Source organism: Pseudomonas sp. 3JA (assembly GCF_036961705.1).
Taxonomy (GTDB): Bacteria; Pseudomonadota; Gammaproteobacteria; order Pseudomonadales; family Pseudomonadaceae; genus Aquipseudomonas; species Aquipseudomonas fluorescens_Q.
In genome coordinates, this window is sequence record NZ_JBAMDJ010000001.1 from 109,474 (window position 1) to 131,351 (window position 21,878).

Consider the following 21,878-nt stretch of genomic DNA (forward strand, 5'->3'; position numbering starts at 1 on the left):
ATCCCATGACTCTTTCCTTGGCCTTTGCGCAGGGGGCGGCAGACGCTTGCTCGAATGACGACCGCAGCGTACTGGCACGCACATTGGAAATCGCACGAACCTTGATCGGTTTCCCTTCTGTCAGCGACCGCTCCAATCTGGACCTTATCGAATGGGTGAGCGGGTACCTGCACGGTTTCGGGGTACAGGCCCAGATTCTACCGGACGCCTCCGGGCGCAAGGCGAACCTGTTTGCCAGCCTTGGACCGCCACGCCCCGGGGGCATCATCCTGTCCGGACATACTGACGTGGTGCCGGTAGCGGGCCAGGCTTGGGCGCAGGACCCGTTCAGCGCTTATCTGGATCAGGACCGGCTCTACGGTCGTGGCAGTTCGGACATGAAGGGGTTCATCGCCGTGGTGCTGGCGATGGTTCCCGAGCTGATGGCCTCTGCACGACAAAGCTTTCACCTGGCCTTGTCCTATGACGAAGAAGTGGGTGCGATGGGGGCGAAACATCTGGCCCCGTTCATCACCCAGGCGCAGTTGGAGCCCGCCGGTTGCATTGTCGGCGAGCCGACTTCAATGGCGTTGGTGATCGGCCACAAGGGGCGTCACGAAATCAATTGCTGTGTCCATGGCAAGGTGGCGCACTCCTCGTTGCCGAACGAGGGGGTCAACGCTATCGACTATGCCGCACGGGTACAAATGCAGCTTCAGCACGTGGCCAGGCGACTTTCACAGGGGCCGTTGGACAGCGGGTTCGATGTCCCGTACACCACTGTCCAGGTCTGCCGGGTCAATGGCGGTGTCGCAGGCAATGTCATTCCCGGTCAATGCAGCTTTGACTTCGAGATTCGCTACCTGCCCGGATGTGATGCCGAGCAACTGCTGGTACAGATCAAGGACGACGCCAAGCAGGCCATGCACAGCGAGACGGATGATCGCGCTTGGGCGGCGTCCATCGAGTTTTCCCACACGTTGCATACCCCGGGGTTGGATGAGAAGGGCAACCAGGCATTCGCGCAGTGGGTCCGCGAGGCTAGCTCAATGGCCCATGGCCGACAGCGAGTGGCGTACAGCACCGAGGCCGGACTGTTTCAGGCCGCAGGGATCCCCACGATCGTCTGCGGCCCAGGGAGCATCAAGCAAGCGCACAAAGTGAACGAGTATGTGGACTTGGCCCAGCTCAAGGCCTGTGAGCAGTTCCTGCGCCGCCTGGCACGTTGTGAGCCATTGCCGCCATTTCCCGCAGGGGGTGCGCAATGAGCGCCACAGCCTTGGATAGCCAGGGGCGCGAACGCAGGAAACTGGTGCTGGCGGTGAGCGTGGGCGCCGCACTGGAATGGTTCGACTTCACCCTGTTTGCGATCTTCTCCTTGCAGATTGCCGCAGCGTTCTTTCCGGCTTCCGACCCATTGATGTCGTTGCTCGCGTCCTACCTGGCGCTCGCCGTCGGCTTCGTGGCCCGACCGTTGGGCGCGCTGCTGATGGGGCGCTATGCCGATCGCCAGGGGCGCAAGGCCGCGCTGACGCTGTCCATCATGTTGATGGGCGCCGGGACCCTGATCATTGCCGTATGCCCGACCTACGAGACCATCGGTTGGTGGGCACCGCTGAGCGTTGTCGTCGCGCGCATATTGCAGGGGGTTGCAGCAGGAGGAGAGATCGGTGGCGCGCTGGCCTATCTTGTCGAGACAGCGCCGGCGGACCGTCGCGCGCTATTTGCGTCGAGCCAACAAGTGGCGCAAGCCGGATCATTCCTGCTATGCGGTTTAAGTGCGAGTCTGTTGTCGAGCGCGCTGACGCCCGCCCAGTTGGATGAATGGGGTTGGCGCGTGCCCTATGTCTTCGGACTGCTGGTCGTGGTCGCAGGCTTGAAAATTCGCCGCAGTCTCGAGGAAAGCGAGCCGCTGCGCCGCTTTCTCGATAATCAAGATAAGCACGCGATGGCCGGGAAGGGGCCTAGCCTTCGCCCCTATCTGCCCAACCTCGTGATGGGGGTGTTGATCGTCGTGCTCTGGACGGTCGCGACACAATTGATCAACTTCATCCCCACCTATGCATCGATGGTGCTTGAGCTTCCGCGCAACAAGGCCTACCTGGGGTTGGTGCTGGTCGGCCTCATCACGCTGCTGTGTCCGTTAACGGCACTGCTGTCGGACCGTATCGGGCGCTACACCGTGATGCTCATCGGTGCCGTGGGGGTCGCGCTCTGTGCCTACCCAGGGTTCGTATGGCTGAACAACAGTCCCAGTCTCCAGACGCTGATCATCTTCCAATGCGCGCTGGCCGTGTTGATGGTGCTTTACACCGGGCCGGCTGCGGCGGCCTTGGCAGAGCTGTTTCCGGTGCAGGTCAGGGCCTTGGGTGTCTCGCTGGCCTACGCCTTATCGGTGACCCTCTTCGGCAGTGCCACGCCTGCGCTGATTACCCTGATCTACCGCCAGAGCGGAGATGCCCTGGCGGCGGCCCACTGGTTGTTTGCGGCGGCCTGCCTGAGTGCGATACCGCTGGCCTGGGTAAGCCTGTCGAAATACCGGGCAAGCGCCACCCCGACGCTGACGGCAGAGCATGAGACTTGAGTGACGTTGATTCACCCTGTTCATTGAACGCGCTTCGCAAACCCGTACTGCCTGGCAGCCCCCACCACCGCCAACGTCAGCAGCAGGAGAACGACCAGGACCGGCGCAAACGCCACCACCCCCAGATGATCGAGCAGAATGCCTCCGACGATCCCGCCGCCGGCAATGGCGAGGTTCCAGGCCGTGACCAGCATTGACTGGGCGAGATCCGCCGCGTCTCCGGCAGTCTTGGCGATGGCCGTCTGGAACAGCGTCCCAGCCCCTCCGAAAGCGATTCCCCAGGCGGCCACGGCGATATACACCGCCGCAGGCCTGTCGTTCATTGCCCCGAGCATCATGGCCGAAAGGGCGAACAACACCGTACCTGCGAGCGTCAACGCCCGCAGATGGCGATCGATCAGCACGCCGACGACCCAGATCCCCAGCAACGATGCGACGCCAAAGACCAACAGGACCAGATCCGTTCGCTCGCCCAGGCCCGCCGCCGTCAAAAACGGAGCGATATAGGTAAAGAGAATGTTGTGCGCCAGGACAAAAGCCAGTACCACGAACAACACCGAACGAACGCCCGGCAGGGTGAAGACCTGGCCCAGGGCAAGACGTTTGCTGGAGGCCTGGCCGGGAAAGTCAGGCACCTTGAGTCGTACCCAGACCATCAAGGCCACGGCGAACAGGCTCATGAGGGCGAAGCTCATTCGCCAGCCGACCAGATTGCCGAGCAGCGTGCCAGCCGGGACGCCCAGGGATAACGCCAAGGGCGCGCCCACCATGGCGATTGCAATCGCTCGACCTTTCTGGCTTTCGGGCACCATGCGGGCGGCATAACCGGCCAACAAGGCCCACAGCAGCCCGGCCGATACGCCCCCCAGCAAGCGCGCGACAATGGTCAAACCATAATGGGTAGAAAACGTCGTGACGGTATTGGCAACGGCGAAACCGGCGATGGCCATCAGCAACAGCGATCTGCGTCGCATGCCTTGGGTCGCGGCGGTCAATGGAATGGCCGCCAGCAAGGAACCGATCGCGTAGACCGTGACCAACTGGCCGGCGAGGGCTTCGGAGATCGCCAGCCCTTCGCTGATCTGTGAAAGAAGACCGGCGGGCAAGGCTTCGGTGAGGATGGTCACGAATGCCGCCAGCGCGAGGGCAAACAGTGATCCGATGGGGAGCGGCGCGGTGTCCGGGACAACCTCGGCATCGGCGTCGATATGGGTATTGGCAATCGTCATGTGTCACCTGCCTGGAACGCTTCTGACCCGCCGGATAGCGGCGTCAATCGCAGATTGATAAGTGCCGACTACGGTAAGTGCCCCTCCTTGGCGAGACAAGAATGCTAGAGTGCGCAACACATCGGAAAAAATGTCCGCAATTGGAGCCTGGCGTGGAATCACTGAGCGGGATTGATTTTTTTGTTCGCGCGGCCGAAACCCGCAGCTTTTCAGAGGCGGGCAGGGCGCTGGGCATTTCGTCTTCGGCAGTGGGCAAAAGCGTCGCCCGGCTCGAGGAACGCCTGGGTGTGCGGCTGTTTCATCGCAGCACGCGCAGTATCACGCTAACGGCGGAAGGGACGCTTTTCCTTGAGCGTTGCCGGCGTATTCTCTGCGAAGTCGAAGCGGCCGAACTGGAACTGTCGCAAACCCGCCAAGCGCCACGGGGCAAACTGCGGGTGAGTTTGCCGCTGGTTGCAGATTTGGTCATGCCGACGCTGATGGCCTTCATGCGCCGCTACCCCAGTATCGAACTGGACCTGGATTTCTCCGACAGGCTGGTGGACATCATCGAGGAAGGTTTCGATGTCGTCGTTCGGACTGGAGAACCGAACGATTCCCGGCTGATGTCCCGTCCGTTGGGCCCGTTCAAGCTCGTTGTGGTCGGTTCGCCCCGATACCTCGCCGAACACGGCACGCCGCAGGTGCCGGCGGATCTGCTGCGCCATGCCTGCCTGCTCTACAAGTTTCCCAGTACTGGCAGGATGCAGGTCTGGCCGATAAACGGGGAGGGGCAGCCGGATCTCAACCTGCCGGCCACCCTGGTCTGCAACACCACCGAGGCGTTGCTGTACGTCGTGCGCGATGCATTGGGGATTGCCTGCGTGCCGGACTTCACCGTGCGCGACTCCATCGCCAGCGGTGAACTGGTCACCGTCCTCGACGACTTCAATCGGCATCAAAGCACCTTCCGTATGCTCTGGCCCTCAAGCAAACACCTGGCCCCGAAACTGCGGGTGTTCATTGATTTCATGAGCAGTGAGTTGTTTAAGTGACCAGACCACCGCAATCGCGAGTAAGCTCGCTTCCACAGGGGAAAGGTGCTGGTCATGGATTCAGATCAAGGGGCCTTGTTCTCCACCAGGCAGTTTCCGCCATCCACCACGATAACTTCCCCCGTGAGGTAGCTCGCCTCTGAAGACGCCAGGAAAGCCACCAGTGCAGCGACCTCTTCGGGACGTCCGGCGCGGCCCATCGGCGTGTATTCGGCCGCTTTGGCTTCCTCTGGAGTGGTCGATCCTGTGGTGATCCAGCCGGGAGCGACGCTGTTTACAGTGATCCCTTGCTGGGCGACTTCCAGCGCCAGGCTCATGCTCATTCCAACCATCGCGGCCTTCGCGGCGCTGTAGGCCGCTTCACCGGGGTTACTGCACCGAGTGCCGGTCGTGGAACTGATGTTGACGATGCGCCCGTAACGACGCGCCCGCATGCCGGGCAGAACTGCCCGTGTAAGAAGAAAGGCCGTGGTCAGGTTTCGCGCCAGCGTCAGGTTCCAGGTGTGCAGATCCATGCTTGCCACGTCGGAAAAAAACTCCGGGCTGCCTTGCATGACCATGCCCGCGTTGTTGACCAGGATATCGATCTGCCCCCAGACGGACTCCGCCCATGCCATAAACTCACGTACCTGGCTTTCATCGGTAAGATCGAGGGCCCGTCCTTCGACTTCGAACCCTTCGGCGCGCAGTTCTGCGACTCGATCGTTGATGCGTGCACTGCTGGCGGTGACGATCAGTCTGGCGCCTGCAGTACCCAGTCTGCGCGCGATCGCCATGCCGATTCCGATCTCACTTCCAACCCCACTGATGAGTGCCACAGGGTTCTGTCCAGTTGCGTTTGGCATGGCGTCTCCAGAGGTTTAGCGATTGCTTGGTGGTCCGAGTCCTATATATAACCTGATCAATCCTTGAATGCCGCCGTCACTCCAACAAACTTTGCCACCTACCTCCGCCCCTTATAGCGCCTTACCCGAATCACGCAAATTGCGGAAGCCAAAGCGCGATCTGCGGAAACAGGATCAACAGCGCGATCAACACAAGTAATACGAAACAGAAGGGCAAGGCGCCGTAGATCACATCCAGGAACTTGCCTTTGTTGCGAATACTTTGCACCACGAACAGATTCATCCCGAATGGCGGGGTAATTTGTCCCATTTCGCACAGGATGATGAGTATCACGCCGAACCACAGCGGATCGAAACCCAAGGCGACAATGACCGGCACCACCAGCGGTGCGGTGGTGATCAACATGGCCAGCGTGTCCATGAAGCAGCCGAGGATGATATAGAACACGATGATGGCCAGTAGCGTACCCATCGGCGACATGTCGAGACCCGTCACGAAACTGACCAGGGTTGCTGTCAGCCCGATGGATGACAGCACGAAGTTGAGGAAGAACGCCGACAGGGTGATGAAAATGATCATCCCGGTCGTGCGCATGGTGGACTCGAAGGCCTGCCCCAGGTTTTGCCAGGTGAAGGCGCGCCGCCACAGGCCCAGGGCGAACGCGGCGATGACCCCCAGGGCCGCCGACTCACTGGCGGTCGCGAAACCGCTGTAGATGGCACCGACCACCAGGGCGAAGATGGCCAGCGGCGGCAGCAGGTCTGGGATGCTGTCCAGTCGTTCGGCCCAGGTCGAGTGCTCCTTTTTGCCGCCCAAATCGGGACGGATAAGGCAAGCGAACACGATGATCGCCACGAACATGAAGCTCAGCAGGATGCCCGGGATCGTAGCCGCCAAGTACAGCTTGGGCACCGAAAGATTGGCGATCAGCGCGAAGAGAATCATGTTGATCGAGGGCGGAATCAAAATGCCGAGTGTACCGCCGGCGGCGATCGAGCCAAGGAACAGCGGGGCAGGGTAGCCTTTTCGTTCCTGCTCCGGCAGGGCTAGGGTCGAGATGGTGGCGGCGGTCGCCACGCTGGAGCCGCTGGTTGCCGAGAACAGCGCCGAGGCGCCTATGTTCGAATTCATCAAGCCACCGGGCAACCACGAAAGCCACTTGGCAACGGCACCGTACATGCGCCCGGCGACGCCTGAACACACCAGTAACTCGCCCATGAGTATGTAGAGCGGAATAGCGACCAGCAAGAATTCGGCGCTGGTGCTCCAGGCAATTTCGCCTATGGCGTTGCTGAGCGGCAGTGTCGAGAACAACTCTGACAGCGAAAGGCCCAGCAGGCCGACGCTGACCGCCGCAGCCACGCTCAAGCCAAGTAGGGCCAGTAGGGTGAATAGGGTAAAGGCGAGCATTTAGTGCGCTCCATTCGACGGAATCGTTGTGTGCCCTGGCGCGGGACGATGGGTTTCTTCTTGAATGTCCTCCTCGACGGAATTGATGCCGATCAGCGCAGTAATCGAGGCCCATCGTTGCTGACGCAGCTGGATAACGCTGGCGCAGCCCAGCACAACGATGGTCAGGGCAAAGAACAGGTAACCGGCGAACCAGGCAGCTTGAGGCACCCACTGCTGGATTTGCAGCGGTGTGGTGGAAGTCGAGCGGTACTGGATGGAATCCCACAGCACGTCCCACGCGTGGAACAGCACGGTGCCGACGAAAAGTGCCATACAGCTCAACGCCAGCAGATCCAGGGAGGTCCTGAATTTGAGGGGCAGGCGCGAATAGACAATGTCCACCCGGATATGGGAGCGTTTTAACAATGCGATGGAAAAGGCCCAGGTGCTGACAATGGCCAGGACATAGCCGGCTATTTCATCGGCACCGCCCATGGACAGGCCGATGGTCTTGCGCAGGATCAGGTCAATGCCGATCATCAGTGCGGTGCCCATCAGGGCAATACCGCCCAGCCAGGCGCTCAGCCTGGCAATGCTGTTCACGAGCCGGATAGCAGAAGATTCAGTGCGTTTCATGGATGGGGTTCTCCGCAAACGTGGGGGCGTTCAGAACGCGCGACAAGCTTTGTCGCGCATGCTCCACAGGTGTTCAACGCATGGGCGCGGGTCAGGGGTTGTGCAGGCTCACGCCAAGGGACGCGCCTGCCGTGGCATTCCAACGCTCGACACACGGCGCACCACAACGCTTGCCCCAGTCGTTGGCAATCTTGAGAACGGCGCTCTGCAGAACCTGCTTCTCGGCATTTGTCGGTGTGCTGACCTGCATATGAGCCGGGTGGTGAATCTGGCAATCAGGTGCACCGATGTTGCAGGCCAATGCAGAGTGATTTTCTTTGGCGGTTTCTTCCCACAACCGGTCTTCCAAGACTTGGGATTGTGCCTGGAGCAGGCGTTGTACAGGCTCGGGCAACGCCTGCCAGCGTTTCAGGCCAATGGCATAGAAACCAACCGACCAGTCCACTGGCAGGTTGTAGAGGTGGTTGGCCACGTCATACCACCTGGCCGCGTTGCCTGAGCCGATGCCTGTCACCGCACAGTCAATGACGCCGGTCTGCATGGCCGTCACCACCTCGGCGAACGGCAAGGTCATGGGCGATCCGCCGAGCGCTTTGATCAACTCGGACATATTGCGCCCGCGTACGCGAATCTTGCGTCCCTTGAGGTCTGCGATGGAATTGACGGGGTCGCGACAGAAGAGCACCTGCGCCGTATAGGGCACCGTCGCCAACAGCTTGACCCCATGTCGTTCGGCCATGCGTTCTGCCAACACTGGTTTGAACGCCGTCGAAACCCGATGAGAGGTTTCAATATCAGCGGCCATGCCGGGCAGGTCGATCCCTTCGAAAAAGGCGTCGTCGCCGGCCACGAAAGCAAAGACGCCCATGCCGATTTCAACCGCGCCAGAGCGGATCAAACGCACCATCTCAGCGCCTTTGAGGCCACTTTCCGATAACCCTCTGAGGCGCGCCGTGACGGCGCCACCGGAACTGTCGGGCAGCGTTTTGTTCCAGAACGGCTTCTCCACCGCACGGAAGGTGTAATTGTGGCTGCCACCGCCAATCACATTGAAGTGGGTGGTCGCCTGGGTGTCCGCCAAGGCTGCTGGCCCGATCAGGCCGTAGAGCATGGCGAAGATCAGAAGGGAAGTCTGGTACGCTTTCATGGTAGTCCTGTTGTTTTTTTGAGGGAGCTACATGGCAGAAACGAAATGGCAACGTGCGTCTGTGTTTTCTTGTTCAGGATCGGCCCAGCGTGGCGGCGTCGATGATGGATCTGGAACCGGTGACATCCGGGAATTTCTCGCCGTTTGCCAGTCTCGCCAAGGTGATTTTTTCGTTCTCCTGAAACGCGATTGCGCGCCGGGCCAGTGGGAACACCTGGCCGGGGGTGATGACGACGATGCCGTTCTCGTCGGCTACCACCGCATCACCGGGATGGACCACGACACCGCCACATTGGACCGGGGTACAAAACTCACCTTCTTCACCCTTGATCCGAGTGGTAATGGCACTGGCGCCCCAAGACCATATGGGAACCCCATGCTGGCGTAACTCGCTCAGGTCGGTGACGAATCCGTCAATGACGATGCCGGCGATTCCGGCCTGTTTGGCTGCATACGCCATGGCGCCGCCCATGGCTGCCGTGACCCGCTCACCGCAACGATCCACGATCAGGAAGTCACCTGGCCTGGCGCAACCCATCGCGTAATGCAAAATGCCCCCATCGGCTCCAGGCATTCTCACTGTGACGGCGGTTCCAACCGCTCTAATGTCTTGGAAATGGGCTTTTATACGGGCACTTAGAATACCTTTAGTGACGAAGTGGCCGATGGTTGCCGGCTCGGCCGCGAGAAGAATCGAAAGTTCTTCCGCGGCGATCTGTTGCGGTAGTTCTTTAATAATATACATGCTGGTATTTACTTGTTTTTGATGAATGTCTGATACAGTCAGTGCAGCCTAACAAGCATGAATCCAATGCGATAATAAAAAACAACGAGTCAACGCCAGGACGATTTTTATCATGAGAATTACCCTGATGCAGATCGAGGCCTTCTATTGGACTGCTCGATTAGGCGGCGTCCATGCTGCCTCGCGACATCTTCATTTAACACAACCGGCCATTTCCTCTCGAATTCGCGAGATGGAGTCGTTGCTGAGCGTGAAACTTTTTGACCGCAGCAAGCAACGCATGATCATCACCCCCGATGGCCTGATCGCCCTGCAGCATGCCGAGATGGTGCTTAACAACAGCGTCAAGCTCGAGCAGTTCGCGGCCAAGCAAAAGCACAATCGCAGATTGCGCGTCGGCGCTGACGAGTGTTCGGCAATGGTTGGGCTGACCGCGGTCATCGCCGAGATCAAGGCGCATTTTCCAGAAATCACCCTTGAAATCACTATTGATGTGGGGGCGGTGCTTAACCGAAAGCTGAACGATCACGAGCTTGACCTGGCGCTTCTGACCAATCCGATGACACGAGACGATGTCACTGACATCTTTTTGGGCTGGATGACCTTCCAGTGGGTCGCCGCCGCCCAGTTGGAAATTGAAGGCGGGGCATTCCTACCCGAACATGCTGGTGCCTATCCCATCGTGACGCATTCCGCGCCCTCGACTTTGTACTCGGTCGTTGAGCGCTGGCTGAAAGAAGGGGGGAATGTGTCCGAGGCTTTTCACTCCAGTAATTCCCTGGCGTTCATCGCGAAGATGATCTCTGCCGGACATGCTATTGGTATTCTTCCTGTTCCGTTAATTCGAGATATGTTGGCAGTGGACATGTTGAAAGTATTGCCCTGTCATCCGCCCATCGCGCCGGCCAGGTTCTGCTTGTCTTATTTAACGGAAAGGCCCGATGTTCAACTCGATGAGTTGGTCGCGCTGACGCGGGCGACGCTGTTGCGTCAGAACTTTCTGGTCAACTAGTCGTTTGCGCATGTAGTTCAAGGCCGAAGCAAGTTTATTGATTCGGCCTTGAACTATGGGGAGGCTTATAAGTTGCGTGGTTTCAGGCGCCAGCGTATTGGGTCCCCTGGAGCGTTTTTTGGATCGCGGCGATGTGTTGTCCCGCCTGATTCAGCCATGAAAGATCACTGCCCATCAGTAACATGTCACAGCCCATATCCAACAGGCGCCTGGCTGTTTCCGTGTCTGCTGGAAAGCAAGGCACCATGACTTGGACCGAGCGCCTGTGGCATTTCTCGATCAGTAACGCCAGGCGCGCCTGGACTTCAGGGTTGCCGAGGCGATAGTCGACCGACAATTGACGGGACAACGAGTAATCCGCCGGGCCGAAATGCACCGCATCGATGCCTTCGACATCGAGGATTTCATCGATGTTGTCGAAGAACTCGTAGCTCTCGGCCATGGGTACGATCACGCTACGGGCGTTTTCCTCTTGCGTGTAGCGGGCCCAGTCAAATCCCGGGCCGGCGTAATTCGCCGAGCGAACCGAGCTGTCACCGCCGCGCCGGCCGAACGGTGGGAATTTGCTGCAGCGGATGATTTCCCGCATCTGCCCAGCATTGTGGACCTGGGGAACGATGACCCCAGCAGCGCCCATTTCCAGGGCTTTACGGATGTCCCATTCGAGGGTGCCACGAACGCGAACCAGGCTGTGGATAGCAGCGTGGTTGGCCGCCAGAATCAGTTTTTCCATGTCTTTATCGACGCCCAGAGCGGTGTGCTCGGCATCGATGAAGACAAAGTCCAGCCCCCAGTTGCCAGCCACTTCGATGGGCATGCAGGCCGTACTGTAGATGTTCATCCCGAACGTTGGGCCGTCCGCCATTCGATCTTTCAGCGAGGTGATCTTCTTGTGCATTGCAATTACCTGAGAATACGTTTTCTGTGGCGGTCGTGTCAGAGGCGATAGGTTTCTGGCAGACGGTCGCGGAAGGGGTGTATCTCGAACACACCAGGGTCGCGGATCAATGACTTGTTGCGCGCTTTGTCCAGGTCGATGTCGACGCTGAAGATGCCGTCCTCTTGTCCGGCGCGGATCAAGGTCTGCCCCGACGGTTCGATGATGTGACTCATGCCGATGAACTGCATGCCGCCGTCCATGTCGTTACGGTTCGAAGCGACGAAATAGACGATGTTCTCGGCGGCGCGCACGTTGCTGAAAATGTCCGGCAGCAAGCGCGCCTGCTCGGGCCAGGCCGCGGGCAGGACAACAATGTCGGCCCCTTCCAACGCCAGGGTGCGTACGACTTCCGGGAAGCGGATTTCGTAGCAGATCGCCAGGCCGATACGGCCGATTTCAGTATCGAATACCGGCGGTGTCCATTCGGCTGGGCGATCAGTGAAGCGATCACCAATCATGAAGGGCAGATGGCGTTTGCGATGCAGGCCGATGATCCCTTTGGGTCCCACCAGTGCGGCGGTATTGAAGATCGACTCGGCGTATTGCTCATAGAAGCCGACGACAATGTGGATGCCGGTTTCAGCGGCAACCGCCAGCAAAGGCTTAAGGGCATCGATGCTGATGGCGCCTTTTTCCAGGTCTTCGCGGCTGTCGAACGAGCCTCCGGTCAGCAGGCATTCGGCAAAGGCGATCAGGCGCGAGCCTTCTTTTGCGGCTTGCCGTGACAGCTCAGCGACGTTGTCGATGGTTTGAGCCGGATTGCCCACAACAGGGTGGATCTGTGCGACCGAAATCTTCATGGTTTGGTTTCCTTGTGATGGATGCTGGGCGTGCGCTGAGTGGGGTGCTCAGCGCAACTGTGGGCGGCGCCGTTATTGCGGGTGGTAATCCACGGCCGTGTAGACTTTCTTAACCAGTTCGGGGTTGATCTGCGCGGCGTATTTATCGAGCACCGGGCGGATTTTTTGCTGGATGCGCGCGATCTCTTCGGGAGCCAGTTCGTTGACTTGCATGCCGGCGCTGCGCAATTCGGAAATCGTCCTGCTGTCGGCCTGGCGGGAAATCTCCCGTTGCTCAAGGCGCACTTCCATGGCGACCTCCGTCAGCAGCGCCTTCTCATCGGCATTCAAGCTGTCCCAGAAGGGCTTGCCGATCAGGACGATCTGCGGGTTGTAGTTGTGATGGGTCAGGCTGAGGTATTTCTGCACTTCATTGAACCTTGAGGCGAGGATCAGGGCCGCCGGGTTTTCCTGACCGTCCACGGTGTGGGTTTCGAGCGCGGTGTGCACTTCGGTGAAGGGCAAAGGCGTGGGGTTCGCCCCGAGCGCCGTCCACACATCCAGGAACAATGGCGATTGTTGCGCACGAATCTTCATGCCGGCGATGTCTTCCATCTTCTGCACCGGCCGCACGTTATTGGTCAGGTTACGCACGCCCAGCTCCCAGAACGCCAGGCCCACCAGGTTCTTCGCGGGCAACTGGTCGATCAGCATCTTGCCGACTTCGCCATCGAGCATGGCGTCGACCTTGGCGGTATCGGTGTAGATAAAGGGGAAATCGAGAATGCCGAAGTCGGTCACATGATTGAGCATCAGGCCGGCGTTCCAGGTCATCATTTCCACCACGCCGCCCTGTAACGAGGACAGCACTTGTACGTCGCCGCCCAGCACGCCATTGGGGAAGGTCCGCACTTTAATCTTGCCGCCGCTGCGTTCATTGACCTTCTTGGCAAACAGCTCCATGCCAATGGCCGGCGGCGTTCCCTTCGGGCTGGTTGCGGCAAACTTGATCGTGCGAGCGTTGTACTCGGCGGCGAAGCTCAAGCTGCTGGCCAGCAGCAGGGCAGCCAGGACGGTTAGATGCTTGATCATGGTTTTTCCTTTTTCTTGTCGGTTGTTTTAGTGGGCGAACCATTGCGCTGGAACAGTGACCAGGTCAGGGAACATCACCAGGAGGAAAAGGACGATAATTTCGGCGATCAGGAACGGGACGGTGCCCTTGAGCAGCGCTTCGTAGCGCATGTTGCCGATGCCACAGACGACGTTGAGCACCGTGCCCACGGGCGGGGTAATCAGGCCGATGGAGCAATTGATCATGAACAGCACGCCGAAGTAGATCGGGTCGATGTTCGCGGCGGTTACGACAGGGACGAGGATCGGCGCCAGCAGCAAAATCGTCGGTGTCAGGTCCATGACCATGGAAATCAACAGAATCAGCAGCATGAGCACCACGATCAACAGCTTCGGGTTGTCCATGACCGGTTGAATGAGGTCGATGATCTGCCCCGGGATGTCCGCGATGGTGATCATCCAGGCCGGGATCGAGGCGGCGGCGACCAGGAACATGACGGCCGCGGTTGTTTTTCCTGCACGCAGTAGCAATTCGCTGAGTGACTTCAGGCTCAGTTCCCGGTAGATCAGCGAGGACACCAGCAGCGCATAGACACTCGCCACCGCACCCGCCTCGGTAGGCGTCACGATGCCGAAGCGCAGACCGACTACGATGATCACCGGCAACAGCAGCGCCCAGGTGCTGTCGGCCAGGGCCTTGATGCGTTCCTTGCCAGACGCCTTGGGGCTCAGTTCGATGTCGTTGTCGCGACGAGACACTAGCCACCAGGTGATGACCAGCGCAGTGGCGATCATCAGCCCCGGGGCGATACCCGCCAGGAACAATTTGGTGATCGACAAGCCGGAGGCGACCCCCAGGACCACGAAACCAATGCTGGGTGGAATAATCGAGCCAAGTACCGAGACCGAGGCAATCAGGCCGCCGGATCGATTGCGGTTATAGCCTGCGATGACCATCATCGGCAGCAGCAGTGCGGTCAGTGACGCCGCATCGGCCAGTGCCGAGCCCGACAGGCTGGAGAGCAGTACCCCGGCGAAGATGGTGACGTAGCCAAGGCCGCCGCGCAGATGGCCGACCAGGGAAATGGCCAGGTTGATAATGCGCTTGGACAGGCCGCCGCTGTTCATCACCTCGCCAGCGATGATAAACAGAGGAATGGCCAGCAATGGGAAGCTGCCCGCTGAGTTGATAATGTTCTGCGCGATGATCTGGCCATCGAACAACCCGAGCAGCCACATCAGGGCAACGCCGCAGAGGATCAGTGCATAGGCGATTGGCGCGCCTATGAATAAGGCGGCCATCAGCACGCCAACAAAAACGCCCAGGGCCATTATTCGAGCACCCCGTGTGCGGCTGAAGACAAGGGCACGCCAGCCGGTGTGGCCAGATGCTTCACCAATTGAGCGCAGAGCAGCAGGGTGCTCAAGATGCAAAAGACCAACCCGGCGCCATAAAACAAGCCCATGGATACTCCGGTGGAAGGGGCACCCACATCCAAGTTGATCAAGGTCTGCTTCCAACTGCCCTGGAGAAACAGCGACGTGGCGAACAGCATCAACAGATAGGTCAACGTCAACAGGTGTTTGGCTATCTTGGGCGAGACACGGCTGGTCAGGATATCGACGCCGATATGACCCTTTTCATGAAGCATGAGTTGGGAGCCGGCGAAGACCAGCCAGACGAATGCCAACCTGGAAATTTCTTCAGTGAAAAACAAGCCGGAATTAAAACCGTAGCGCAACACGACATTGGCGAAAATCAGCGCCGTGATAGAAACCAGGCACGCAATGATCAATACCTTAAGCGCTAGAAAATAGAGTTTCAGGATGTCGTTCATGGCACTTGCACCAGGTTGAGGGTATGGAGGCTGCGCAACGGCGGTGTTGCAAGGAGAACCGCGCCGCTGAGCCGATTGGAGCGAGCTGCAAGAAGATGCGAACGAAACATAAGTAAGGTCACCTTTTTATTATTTGTTATAAGTCGTCGTACGACATGAGTGATTCTTTCCTTCCATCGAAGTTGTGTCAATGCCAATGACAATGTTGGATAAGTCAATGTTCTTATTAGTTAGATAAGGAATATTAATCAGCTTGGAAGAGGGGCGAAAGTTGTGACTACTTGTTTTAAGTGTTGTTTTATTTGTTGTTATATGATGACGTATGACGTCAACAGCTTTTCCAAATGACAATCAAAAACAGGTGATAAACAATGACTCCATCGGAGCTTAAATCCGTGCTTTCCTCGGGACTGCTTTCGTTCCCGCTGACTGATTTCGACAGCCGCGGCGAATTCAATGCCGCCGGGTATGCGCGACGCTTGGAATGGTTGGCGCCGTATGGCACGAGCGCGCTGTTTGCCGCAGGGGGAACCGGGGAGTTCTTTTCCCTGGCGGCCGATGAATACAGCGCAGTCATCAAGACCGCAGTCGATACTTGCGCCAGCAGTATGCCGATCCTGGCGGGGGTGGGCGGATCCACGCGTCAGGCGATTCAATATGCCCAAGAGGCCGAGCGATTGGGGGCCAAAGGGTTGTTGTTGCTCCCTCATTATTTGACCGAGGCGAGCCAGGAAGGTGTGGCCACCCATGTCGAGGCCGTGTGCAAATCGGTCAAGATCGGCGTGGTGGTTTACAACCGCAATGTGTGCCGCCTGACCGCTGCGCTTCTGGAACGGTTAGCCGAGCGCTGCCCGAATCTGATCGGCTACAAGGACGGCTTGGGCGATGTTGAATTGATGGTGTCGATCCGTCGTCGCCTGGGCGATCGACTCTCGTATCTGGGCGGTCTGCCTACGGCTGAAGTCTACGCCGCGGCCTACAAGGCGCTGGGGGTTGCGGTGTACTCGTCGGCGGTATTCAACTTCGTCCCTAAGCTGGCGATGGATTTCTATCACGCGATTGCCAGGGAAGATCACGTGGCCGTTGGCAAAATGATCGACGATTTCTTCTTGCCCTATCTGGACATACGTAACCGCAAGGCGGGCTATGCAGTCAGTATCGTCAAGGCTGGTGCGAGAATTGTCGGCCATGACGCAGGCCCTGTACGTACGCCGCTCACCGACCTGTCTTCGGAAGAATATAAGCTGCTCGCTGCGCTGATCGAAAAACAGGGCGCGCAATAACCCCACCATGATTCAAAACCACTGAAGACACAGTGGTCGGCGAGACACCCTGCAAGAGCAAAGCTCTCGCGGGGTGTTTTGATTTCTGAGAGGGGCGTCGGATTGCGTGATATATCGCCTGCTTATCGCCCGAACAACAACCGCTTTTGCCGCCAGACCGGCGCGCTCGTGGGGAAAAGCACTTCGGTTGGTCGATAGCGGGCGAGACCGCAGGCGGCGGCGATGCGCTGGCGTTGCTGGCCGCGGACAAGGGCTTGCTGAAAGCTGTGTTCACTATGGGCCAATCCCAGCATATAACGAGTACCCTCCTGGAAGTGTCCGCTATTGGCTTGCCACCATCTTTCGATTGCCTGTGAATCGGGCCAGGGCAGGTTTTCATCGGGGTCCATGGCGACATTGGGATCTTCAGGGTTGTCGTTCGGGCCCGCATCGAAATTCGGCAGGGCCTGCAATTCCAGATCAAGCAACGCCAGGTCCGCGCCGGTGATCATGCTGAAGGCTTCGCCGGCGACGCGGGCATAGGGCAGGTCGCTCATCTGCTGGATCAACCAAGGCACGCAGACCGGATCGCCCAGCAGTCCAAGGGACTGGACGCCGATGCGCCGATCCCGGGGATCCTGTACCCATTGCCGTATCCAGGCGATGCTGGGTTCGCGTTCTTGCCAGGCCAGCAGTACGCAGAGCGCGCGGTACTGGAACTCGCCCGGTTGCTCGGCGAATGAGCGCAGAGCCTCCAAGGCTTGCTGGTCGCCCATTTGGCTGGTGGCCCAGTTGGCCCAGAAGCGCGTGGCGGCGTCTTCATGCTGGCGGTGGGCACGAATCGCCGGCAGCAGGTCACGCCGGCGCAGCTCGCCAGCCGTGCGGGCGGCACGTGCCAGCACGCTGGGGTCGGCGTGGGACAGTTCGGTCAGCAGGATAGGGCCGGGATTCTGGCGATGCATGCCGCAGGCCGCCAGGCCGAGGCGGTGAAACAAGGGCTCGGGGGAGGCGAGCATGCGCTCGATCCAGGGCGATACACGCTCCCAGTCTAGCCACCCCAGGGCCATCAGGTAACCTCGTTCAGTTTCCGTGGCACTTCTCAAGTGCTCGCTGAGCCGCGACAGCACCTTCGCATTGGCCGTCTCGAAGGCCAGCAGCACACAGGCGAACATCTCTCCGACGCTGTGCGAGCCCAACTGGGTCAGCAGAATCTCCAGGCTCGTTGAGCCGGCAATACGCAGGCCATCGAGATGAGCGTCGATGCGTTCGTCCAGTTTGCCGAGGTCATCAAGGTCATAGTGGGGCGCGCGCACGGCGTGATCGTGCAGGAGGATGAGGAAGCAAGCTTCTTCGGCATGTTGCTCGATCATTGATGAGATGGGGACCATGACGTCTCTGTCTTGTTACGGCACCAGGTTTCCAAAGAAGTAACGTTTACCGACTTCGAAGTGCAGGGGAGAGGCCATGTATCGGTCCAGGACAGCGGCCGCATTCAGCGGTTGAAACTCGCCTTTTTTTCCGTAGAAGCTGGAACAGTCGACGCCGGAATACACTTCGAATTTACGCCTCCAGATGAGAAAGTTGCTCCAATCGATCCATTCATCAGTGCCTGACGGAACCAGGGACTTTCTCATGACCCAGACTTGTTTGTTCATGTCGACGGGCATCCCCCCGGAAATTGAGCAGCGATCGCTGCCATAAGCGTTCTGCAGTTGGCTGAGTCGTGAATCGACAGCCGCTTTGTAGTCGACTTCGTTCAGGCCACTGTCAAAAAACTCGGGTTCGTTTTCGATGGGGTCAAGAAGATTGGTTAAATTGGCTTCCACGGCGGCTCGGTCGGCCCGACGCGCAAACATGCGCCATGCCTCAACCATGAAAGGTATCAGCCACAGCACACCAGACCACTGGGCTGCCAGGCACGCCTCGATGCGAAGGTAAGTGGGGCCTTCGAGTATGAGTTCGGCCAGGAAATCCAGGTCAGTGTCGAGCCCTGCATCAGCGGTCAGACCGAGGCAGGCCGATACCAGCGTTGGATCGCAATCGGGGTCCACTATCCATTTGCGCAGTTGGGAGACATGGCTGTAATTTCCACGCTTGGCATGCTCCAGAATCGCAGCAAGTGCAATCCACGGGTCATGGCTCATCCATCCGTCAGCTGACAATACTTCTGCCGGAGCGCTACCGCTGTAGTGATATCCGCGTCCTTTCCAATAGAAGCTGTCTTGAAGGAAAGCGGGTCTTTGGGTGTGCTTGTAAATAGAGGCTTTCATCATTCGGGCCTTGGAAAACTATTGATGCGTGTCTCTTGAAGTGCGCTCAGCTCTCCTTCGAGCTTCTCACACTTCTTGCCAGTAGGGGCGAGATTCCCTTGCCCGGACGGACAACCTCCGGCCGCCTTGGGGACTCTATGCGCCACCGGCTCTCCTTGGCCCACTTCTTTCCAACGCATATAGCCTGGCCGGTTAATCGCCCAATCATTTTCAATGTTGGCTTTCTCTCGTTTGCTCGTTACGTAGTACTTATTACAGCCGCTCGGTTGCTTTCCGGCGGGTGGCAACAGGTGCCTGCACTTGGGATTGGCCCGGACTTTGGCGAGGACGGCTGCATTCTTGGGATTTTCTGCGGTGCCGTAGAACTGGTCTTCCGTCATGTACTCCCCGTTCGCTTGAGCCTTGGAGTGCGCCGCGCCGCCGCAACATTCACATTTGTGTTTGCCCGGTACCTTGGCGTCTTGTTGCACCGGACTGTATTTGGCGGTGTTGACCATGGGCACGGCCGCATTCGCTGCGGGGCTGGCATGATTCGATGTGGTGAGATCGGTATGTCGGTCTACGTTCTGGCCTTCGAAAAGAACATCCATTGACCATGAAACAAAATAGGTCTTGCCGGTGATGACATGAGTGATGACACCGGCCCCCTGACTTCTTGTGGCGGCTTCATCGCCCAGCGGGGAGGTTTTATAGAAGGAGCGATTTTTTAACATGATCTCCTTGTTTTCGATCTTGACGGTCTTGCTGCCTTTCTTCATGTCCTTGGAAAACGAAGTGTCCGGATAGGGCACCGGGATGGGTCCCCCCGGAGGTGGCGGTGGTGTCAGGCAGACATCCGGGAACGCCGCGATGACCTTGCCGCCACCCGCTTTGCATGCAATCTCATCGCCGTTTGCGTAAACGTCGCAGCTCATAGGTCCCCCTCTGGCTGGCTAAGGTCGCGCACGACAGCCGCCGCGCGTGCACCGGCCAGGGCACTGCTCAGACAGATCGCGGTGGTTCCCGGTGCATAGCCTTTGCGAAAGGCCTGGTCGGCGAGTATCAATTGGACGATTCCAGCAATGGCCCCGGTGTCACCCATGGCCTCTGCCCAATGCCACAGTGGCTGATCCTCTTTTCGCACTGTCCGAAAAAGCCGGGCCTCCATCAGCGGAAGTTCCTTGAACCCGTATTGCTCTCCCGTGACATCGGACAGGCGCAGATCAATTTCATGCAGACCCAGCTTGGCCTGTGCGAGTGCCGTACGAGCAGCGTCGGTCAGCCCGCCTGCTCGCAGGGGTTTGCTCGACAAAAGAGGCGCCTCTTCTTGCCCAAAGCCCAGGCCTGAGATTTTCAAGCAGGTGCCAGGTTGCCGATAGGCCTGAATCAGAATGGCCGCAGCCCCTTCACCAGGAAACAAGCCGTCTTTGTGAGTGGCCGTTTTCAGCCGGCGATGCTCGTCCAGCCACTGCAGCGTCAAGGCGCTGAGCAGTGAGTCAACACCCGCCACCACACAGGCGGGGACCCGTGTTTCCTGCATTAATCGACTGGCTTCATGAAGGGCGTGCATGCCGGCAACATGGCCGGAGGGGATGACCCTGGAATGCGTTGGATGGAACCGTATGCCCAACTTGGAAGATACGTCCTGTATGACGGCCTGGGCTATTTCCCTGATATTGATTCCGGGGCGCTCCGGTTCAGCCAGGCACAGGAGAAATGGCACTTCTGTCCAATCCAGCTTCGGCGCACCCTGTATCAACTCGACCAGTGCATGCTGCATGAGCTCGGACATGCGCGCTGCTGCCGGCAAAGCCAGGTCAAGGCTGGGCACCGCCGCGCCGATGATCGGTTCGCACGCGTTGTCAAAAAACGGCAGCTCCTGGAGTGCTGACAGCCCGGCGCGCTTGGCAGCACAGGCACTGGCAACGCATAAGCCCACGGGGCAGGCCATGCCCATGCTGGTAATGAAGAGGGCGTGCCCCTGCATGGAGGTCATGTTTCCTCTTCCGCGGGAGGATAGGCGTCCTTTGTCCACGCGATGAGTTGAGCCAATGACTTGAAGTGTTGTTTCGCACGCATGCGTTCTTCGTTGGCCTTGGCCTGTTCGAACTGAGCGGCGGTTTGCCCGACGATGACCTTGGCCACCTCCCTGATGTTGCGCCCGAGGGGTGAAGAAGCTCGCCATGTCAGCGTCAGGCGATTCGCGTCTGGTTCAAGAATGATGGTGTCGACCACGGCGACGGCTTCCCGTGTGCTGTCGTCGTGAAAAACGACAAGCATCGCGAGTTTCAGATTTGCCGGAAGCCTGAATGCCGAGCGGCCTTTATCACTCAGGTTAAGCAGCGCGACTTCTTCGCCCCCACGGGGATAATCGATTTGCTGGTCCTCGGGTGCGCATTGGAAGTAGCGCACGTCAAAATCTTCGGGAAGAAATGGAAATTGATGATCAAGCCACGCCTGATCATAAGTGCCTGCCCATTGGATACGCTGCCGCCATGCCCGACCAATCGGGCCAAATGCCATTGGCTTGTAATGTTCGTGGGGAGCGGTGACCGGCCTGTCCAGTTCTTCGGTATTGGGGAGCGGCAAGCCATTGGTCTGGGTACTGCTTGCCGAGGGGTAAAATCCGACTCCAACCGGGTTCCATGGGTACCATTTGTGTTTGGCCGGGTCTGCATGCGTGCGATCCACGCCGCCGAAAGCCTGCGCGTAGGTAATCGGCATTGTGGTGAATGGAACAGGTTTGCTTATCGAGTGGGAGAGGGCGCTATCCTCATAGTTTCGTGCCCCAATCACTTTGAATGCCTTGACGAGAGTCCCCACTTTCAGCGCTACGTTCACCTCTGTTGCCGGCTCACCGTTGGGGGCGTGGCAGTGGCCGTTAAGCAGAACATCGCAGCGGGGCTTGTGCAGCGCAAAATCGTTTTCGTATAAGGCGGCTGATTCGCAGGGCTCCCCTGGGAATACATCGGCCATGATCAGCGGAACCTGTTGCTCAAGCAGGCGCGGCGGATGTCCAGGGTGATCTGGAATGCCGTAGGTCCCTTTCGCCACCACGACCAGCCATTCACGGCCCGTTTTATCGGTTGAGGTCGTATAGCCGCCGACGAGGCGGGTCTTGTTTACCAATTCCAT

General features: G+C 58.8%; 21 protein-coding genes. 5 read left to right on the forward strand and 16 right to left on the reverse strand.

Annotated features, from left to right (window positions below; translation table 11 throughout):
* Positions 1-5 precede the first annotated feature (5 nt).
* Together argE and V7773_RS00480 are read left to right on the forward strand one after the other, a co-directional pair.
* Positions 6-1,247: an acetylornithine deacetylase gene (gene argE / locus V7773_RS00475; RefSeq protein WP_063321266.1), complete on the forward strand. Its 1,242-nt coding sequence runs from the start codon at positions 6-8 to the stop codon at positions 1,245-1,247.
* Positions 1,244-2,563, forward strand: coding sequence for an MFS transporter (locus V7773_RS00480; RefSeq protein WP_336071617.1), 1,320 nt, complete (start codon positions 1,244-1,246; stop codon positions 2,561-2,563). Before argE ends, V7773_RS00480 begins: the two co-directional genes overlap by 4 nt.
* A gap of 20 nt (positions 2,564-2,583) precedes the next feature.
* On the opposite strand, the gene V7773_RS00485 is transcribed toward V7773_RS00480, so the two are convergent.
* On the reverse strand, positions 2,584-3,792 hold the full coding sequence (locus V7773_RS00485; protein WP_336071619.1) for an MFS transporter: 1,209 nt from the start codon (positions 3,790-3,792) through the stop codon (positions 2,584-2,586).
* A 152-nt stretch (positions 3,793-3,944) separates the two neighbouring features.
* On the opposite strand from V7773_RS00485, the gene V7773_RS00490 reads away from it, so the two are divergent.
* Positions 3,945-4,826 carry a LysR family transcriptional regulator gene (locus tag V7773_RS00490; RefSeq protein ID WP_336071621.1) on the forward strand — a complete coding sequence of 294 codons (882 nt, stop codon included), beginning with the start codon at positions 3,945-3,947 and terminating at the stop codon, positions 4,824-4,826.
* Between the two features lie 65 nt (positions 4,827-4,891).
* On the opposite strand, the gene V7773_RS00495 is transcribed toward V7773_RS00490, so the two are convergent.
* The 5 genes from V7773_RS00495 to V7773_RS00515 all read right to left on the reverse strand — a co-directional run bounded on the left by V7773_RS00495 (position 4,892) and on the right by V7773_RS00515 (position 9,592).
* Positions 4,892-5,671, reverse strand: a complete 780-nt coding sequence (locus V7773_RS00495) for an SDR family NAD(P)-dependent oxidoreductase (protein WP_336071623.1) — start codon at positions 5,669-5,671, stop codon at positions 4,892-4,894.
* A gap of 130 nt (positions 5,672-5,801) precedes the next feature.
* Positions 5,802-7,082, reverse strand: a complete 1,281-nt coding sequence (locus tag V7773_RS00500; protein WP_092143479.1) for a TRAP transporter large permease — start codon at positions 7,080-7,082, stop codon at positions 5,802-5,804.
* Positions 7,083-7,700, reverse strand: coding sequence for a TRAP transporter small permease subunit (locus V7773_RS00505; RefSeq protein WP_336071624.1), 618 nt, complete (start codon positions 7,698-7,700; stop codon positions 7,083-7,085).
* 91 nt (positions 7,701-7,791) lie between these two features.
* A complete protein-coding gene (locus V7773_RS00510; protein ID WP_336071626.1) occupies positions 7,792-8,847 on the reverse strand; it encodes a TRAP transporter substrate-binding protein in 1,056 nt (351 codons plus the stop codon).
* A 73-nt stretch (positions 8,848-8,920) separates the two neighbouring features.
* Positions 8,921-9,592 carry an RraA family protein gene (locus tag V7773_RS00515; RefSeq protein WP_336071628.1) on the reverse strand — a complete coding sequence of 224 codons (672 nt, stop codon included), beginning with the start codon at positions 9,590-9,592 and terminating at the stop codon, positions 8,921-8,923.
* 112 nt (positions 9,593-9,704) lie between these two features.
* On the opposite strand from V7773_RS00515, the gene V7773_RS00520 reads away from it, so the two are divergent.
* Complete coding sequence (locus V7773_RS00520) at positions 9,705-10,604, forward strand: LysR family transcriptional regulator (RefSeq protein ID WP_336071630.1); 900 nt, start codon at positions 9,705-9,707, stop codon at positions 10,602-10,604.
* A gap of 82 nt (positions 10,605-10,686) precedes the next feature.
* On the opposite strand, the gene V7773_RS00525 is transcribed toward V7773_RS00520, so the two are convergent.
* The 5 genes from V7773_RS00525 to V7773_RS00545 form a co-directional block, all read right to left on the reverse strand.
* Positions 10,687-11,502 (reverse strand): HpcH/HpaI aldolase family protein, encoded by an 816-nt coding sequence (locus V7773_RS00525; RefSeq protein ID WP_092143464.1) that lies wholly within the window; start codon positions 11,500-11,502, stop codon positions 10,687-10,689.
* Between the two features lie 38 nt (positions 11,503-11,540).
* Positions 11,541-12,344, reverse strand: coding sequence for a carbon-nitrogen hydrolase family protein (locus V7773_RS00530; protein WP_092143461.1), 804 nt, complete (start codon positions 12,342-12,344; stop codon positions 11,541-11,543).
* 72 nt (positions 12,345-12,416) lie between these two features.
* A complete protein-coding gene (locus V7773_RS00535) occupies positions 12,417-13,415 on the reverse strand; it encodes a TRAP transporter substrate-binding protein (protein ID WP_092224531.1) in 999 nt (332 codons plus the stop codon).
* Between the two features lie 27 nt (positions 13,416-13,442).
* Positions 13,443-14,726 (reverse strand): TRAP transporter large permease subunit, encoded by a 1,284-nt coding sequence (locus V7773_RS00540; RefSeq protein WP_092143455.1) that lies wholly within the window; start codon positions 14,724-14,726, stop codon positions 13,443-13,445.
* Positions 14,726-15,232, reverse strand: a complete 507-nt coding sequence (locus V7773_RS00545; protein WP_092143452.1) for a TRAP transporter small permease — start codon at positions 15,230-15,232, stop codon at positions 14,726-14,728. The genes V7773_RS00540 and V7773_RS00545 overlap by 1 nt, the downstream gene beginning before the upstream one ends.
* A gap of 371 nt (positions 15,233-15,603) precedes the next feature.
* Between V7773_RS00545 and kdgD the strand changes: the two genes are divergently transcribed.
* On the forward strand, positions 15,604-16,515 hold the full coding sequence (gene kdgD, locus V7773_RS00550) for a 5-dehydro-4-deoxyglucarate dehydratase (protein ID WP_336071637.1): 912 nt from the start codon (positions 15,604-15,606) through the stop codon (positions 16,513-16,515).
* Between the two features lie 122 nt (positions 16,516-16,637).
* Here the strand turns inward: kdgD and V7773_RS00555 are convergent, their stop codons facing one another.
* The 5 genes from V7773_RS00555 to V7773_RS00575 are packed head-to-tail and all read right to left on the reverse strand — an operon-like array spanning position 16,638 to position 21,878.
* On the reverse strand, positions 16,638-17,882 hold the full coding sequence (locus tag V7773_RS00555; protein WP_336071639.1) for a TIGR02270 family protein: 1,245 nt from the start codon (positions 17,880-17,882) through the stop codon (positions 16,638-16,640).
* A gap of 15 nt (positions 17,883-17,897) precedes the next feature.
* Complete coding sequence (locus V7773_RS00560) at positions 17,898-18,764, reverse strand: hypothetical protein (protein WP_336071641.1); 867 nt, start codon at positions 18,762-18,764, stop codon at positions 17,898-17,900.
* Positions 18,764-19,678, reverse strand: a complete 915-nt coding sequence (locus tag V7773_RS00565) for a DUF4150 domain-containing protein (protein WP_072345251.1) — start codon at positions 19,676-19,678, stop codon at positions 18,764-18,766. The genes V7773_RS00560 and V7773_RS00565 overlap by 1 nt, the downstream gene beginning before the upstream one ends.
* Positions 19,675-20,739, reverse strand: a complete 1,065-nt coding sequence (locus V7773_RS00570; protein WP_336071644.1) for a 3-oxoacyl-ACP synthase — start codon at positions 20,737-20,739, stop codon at positions 19,675-19,677. Before V7773_RS00570 ends, V7773_RS00565 begins: the two co-directional genes overlap by 4 nt.
* Positions 20,736-21,878, reverse strand: coding sequence for a DUF2169 family type VI secretion system accessory protein (locus V7773_RS00575; RefSeq protein WP_336071645.1), 1,143 nt, complete (start codon positions 21,876-21,878; stop codon positions 20,736-20,738). Before V7773_RS00575 ends, V7773_RS00570 begins: the two co-directional genes overlap by 4 nt.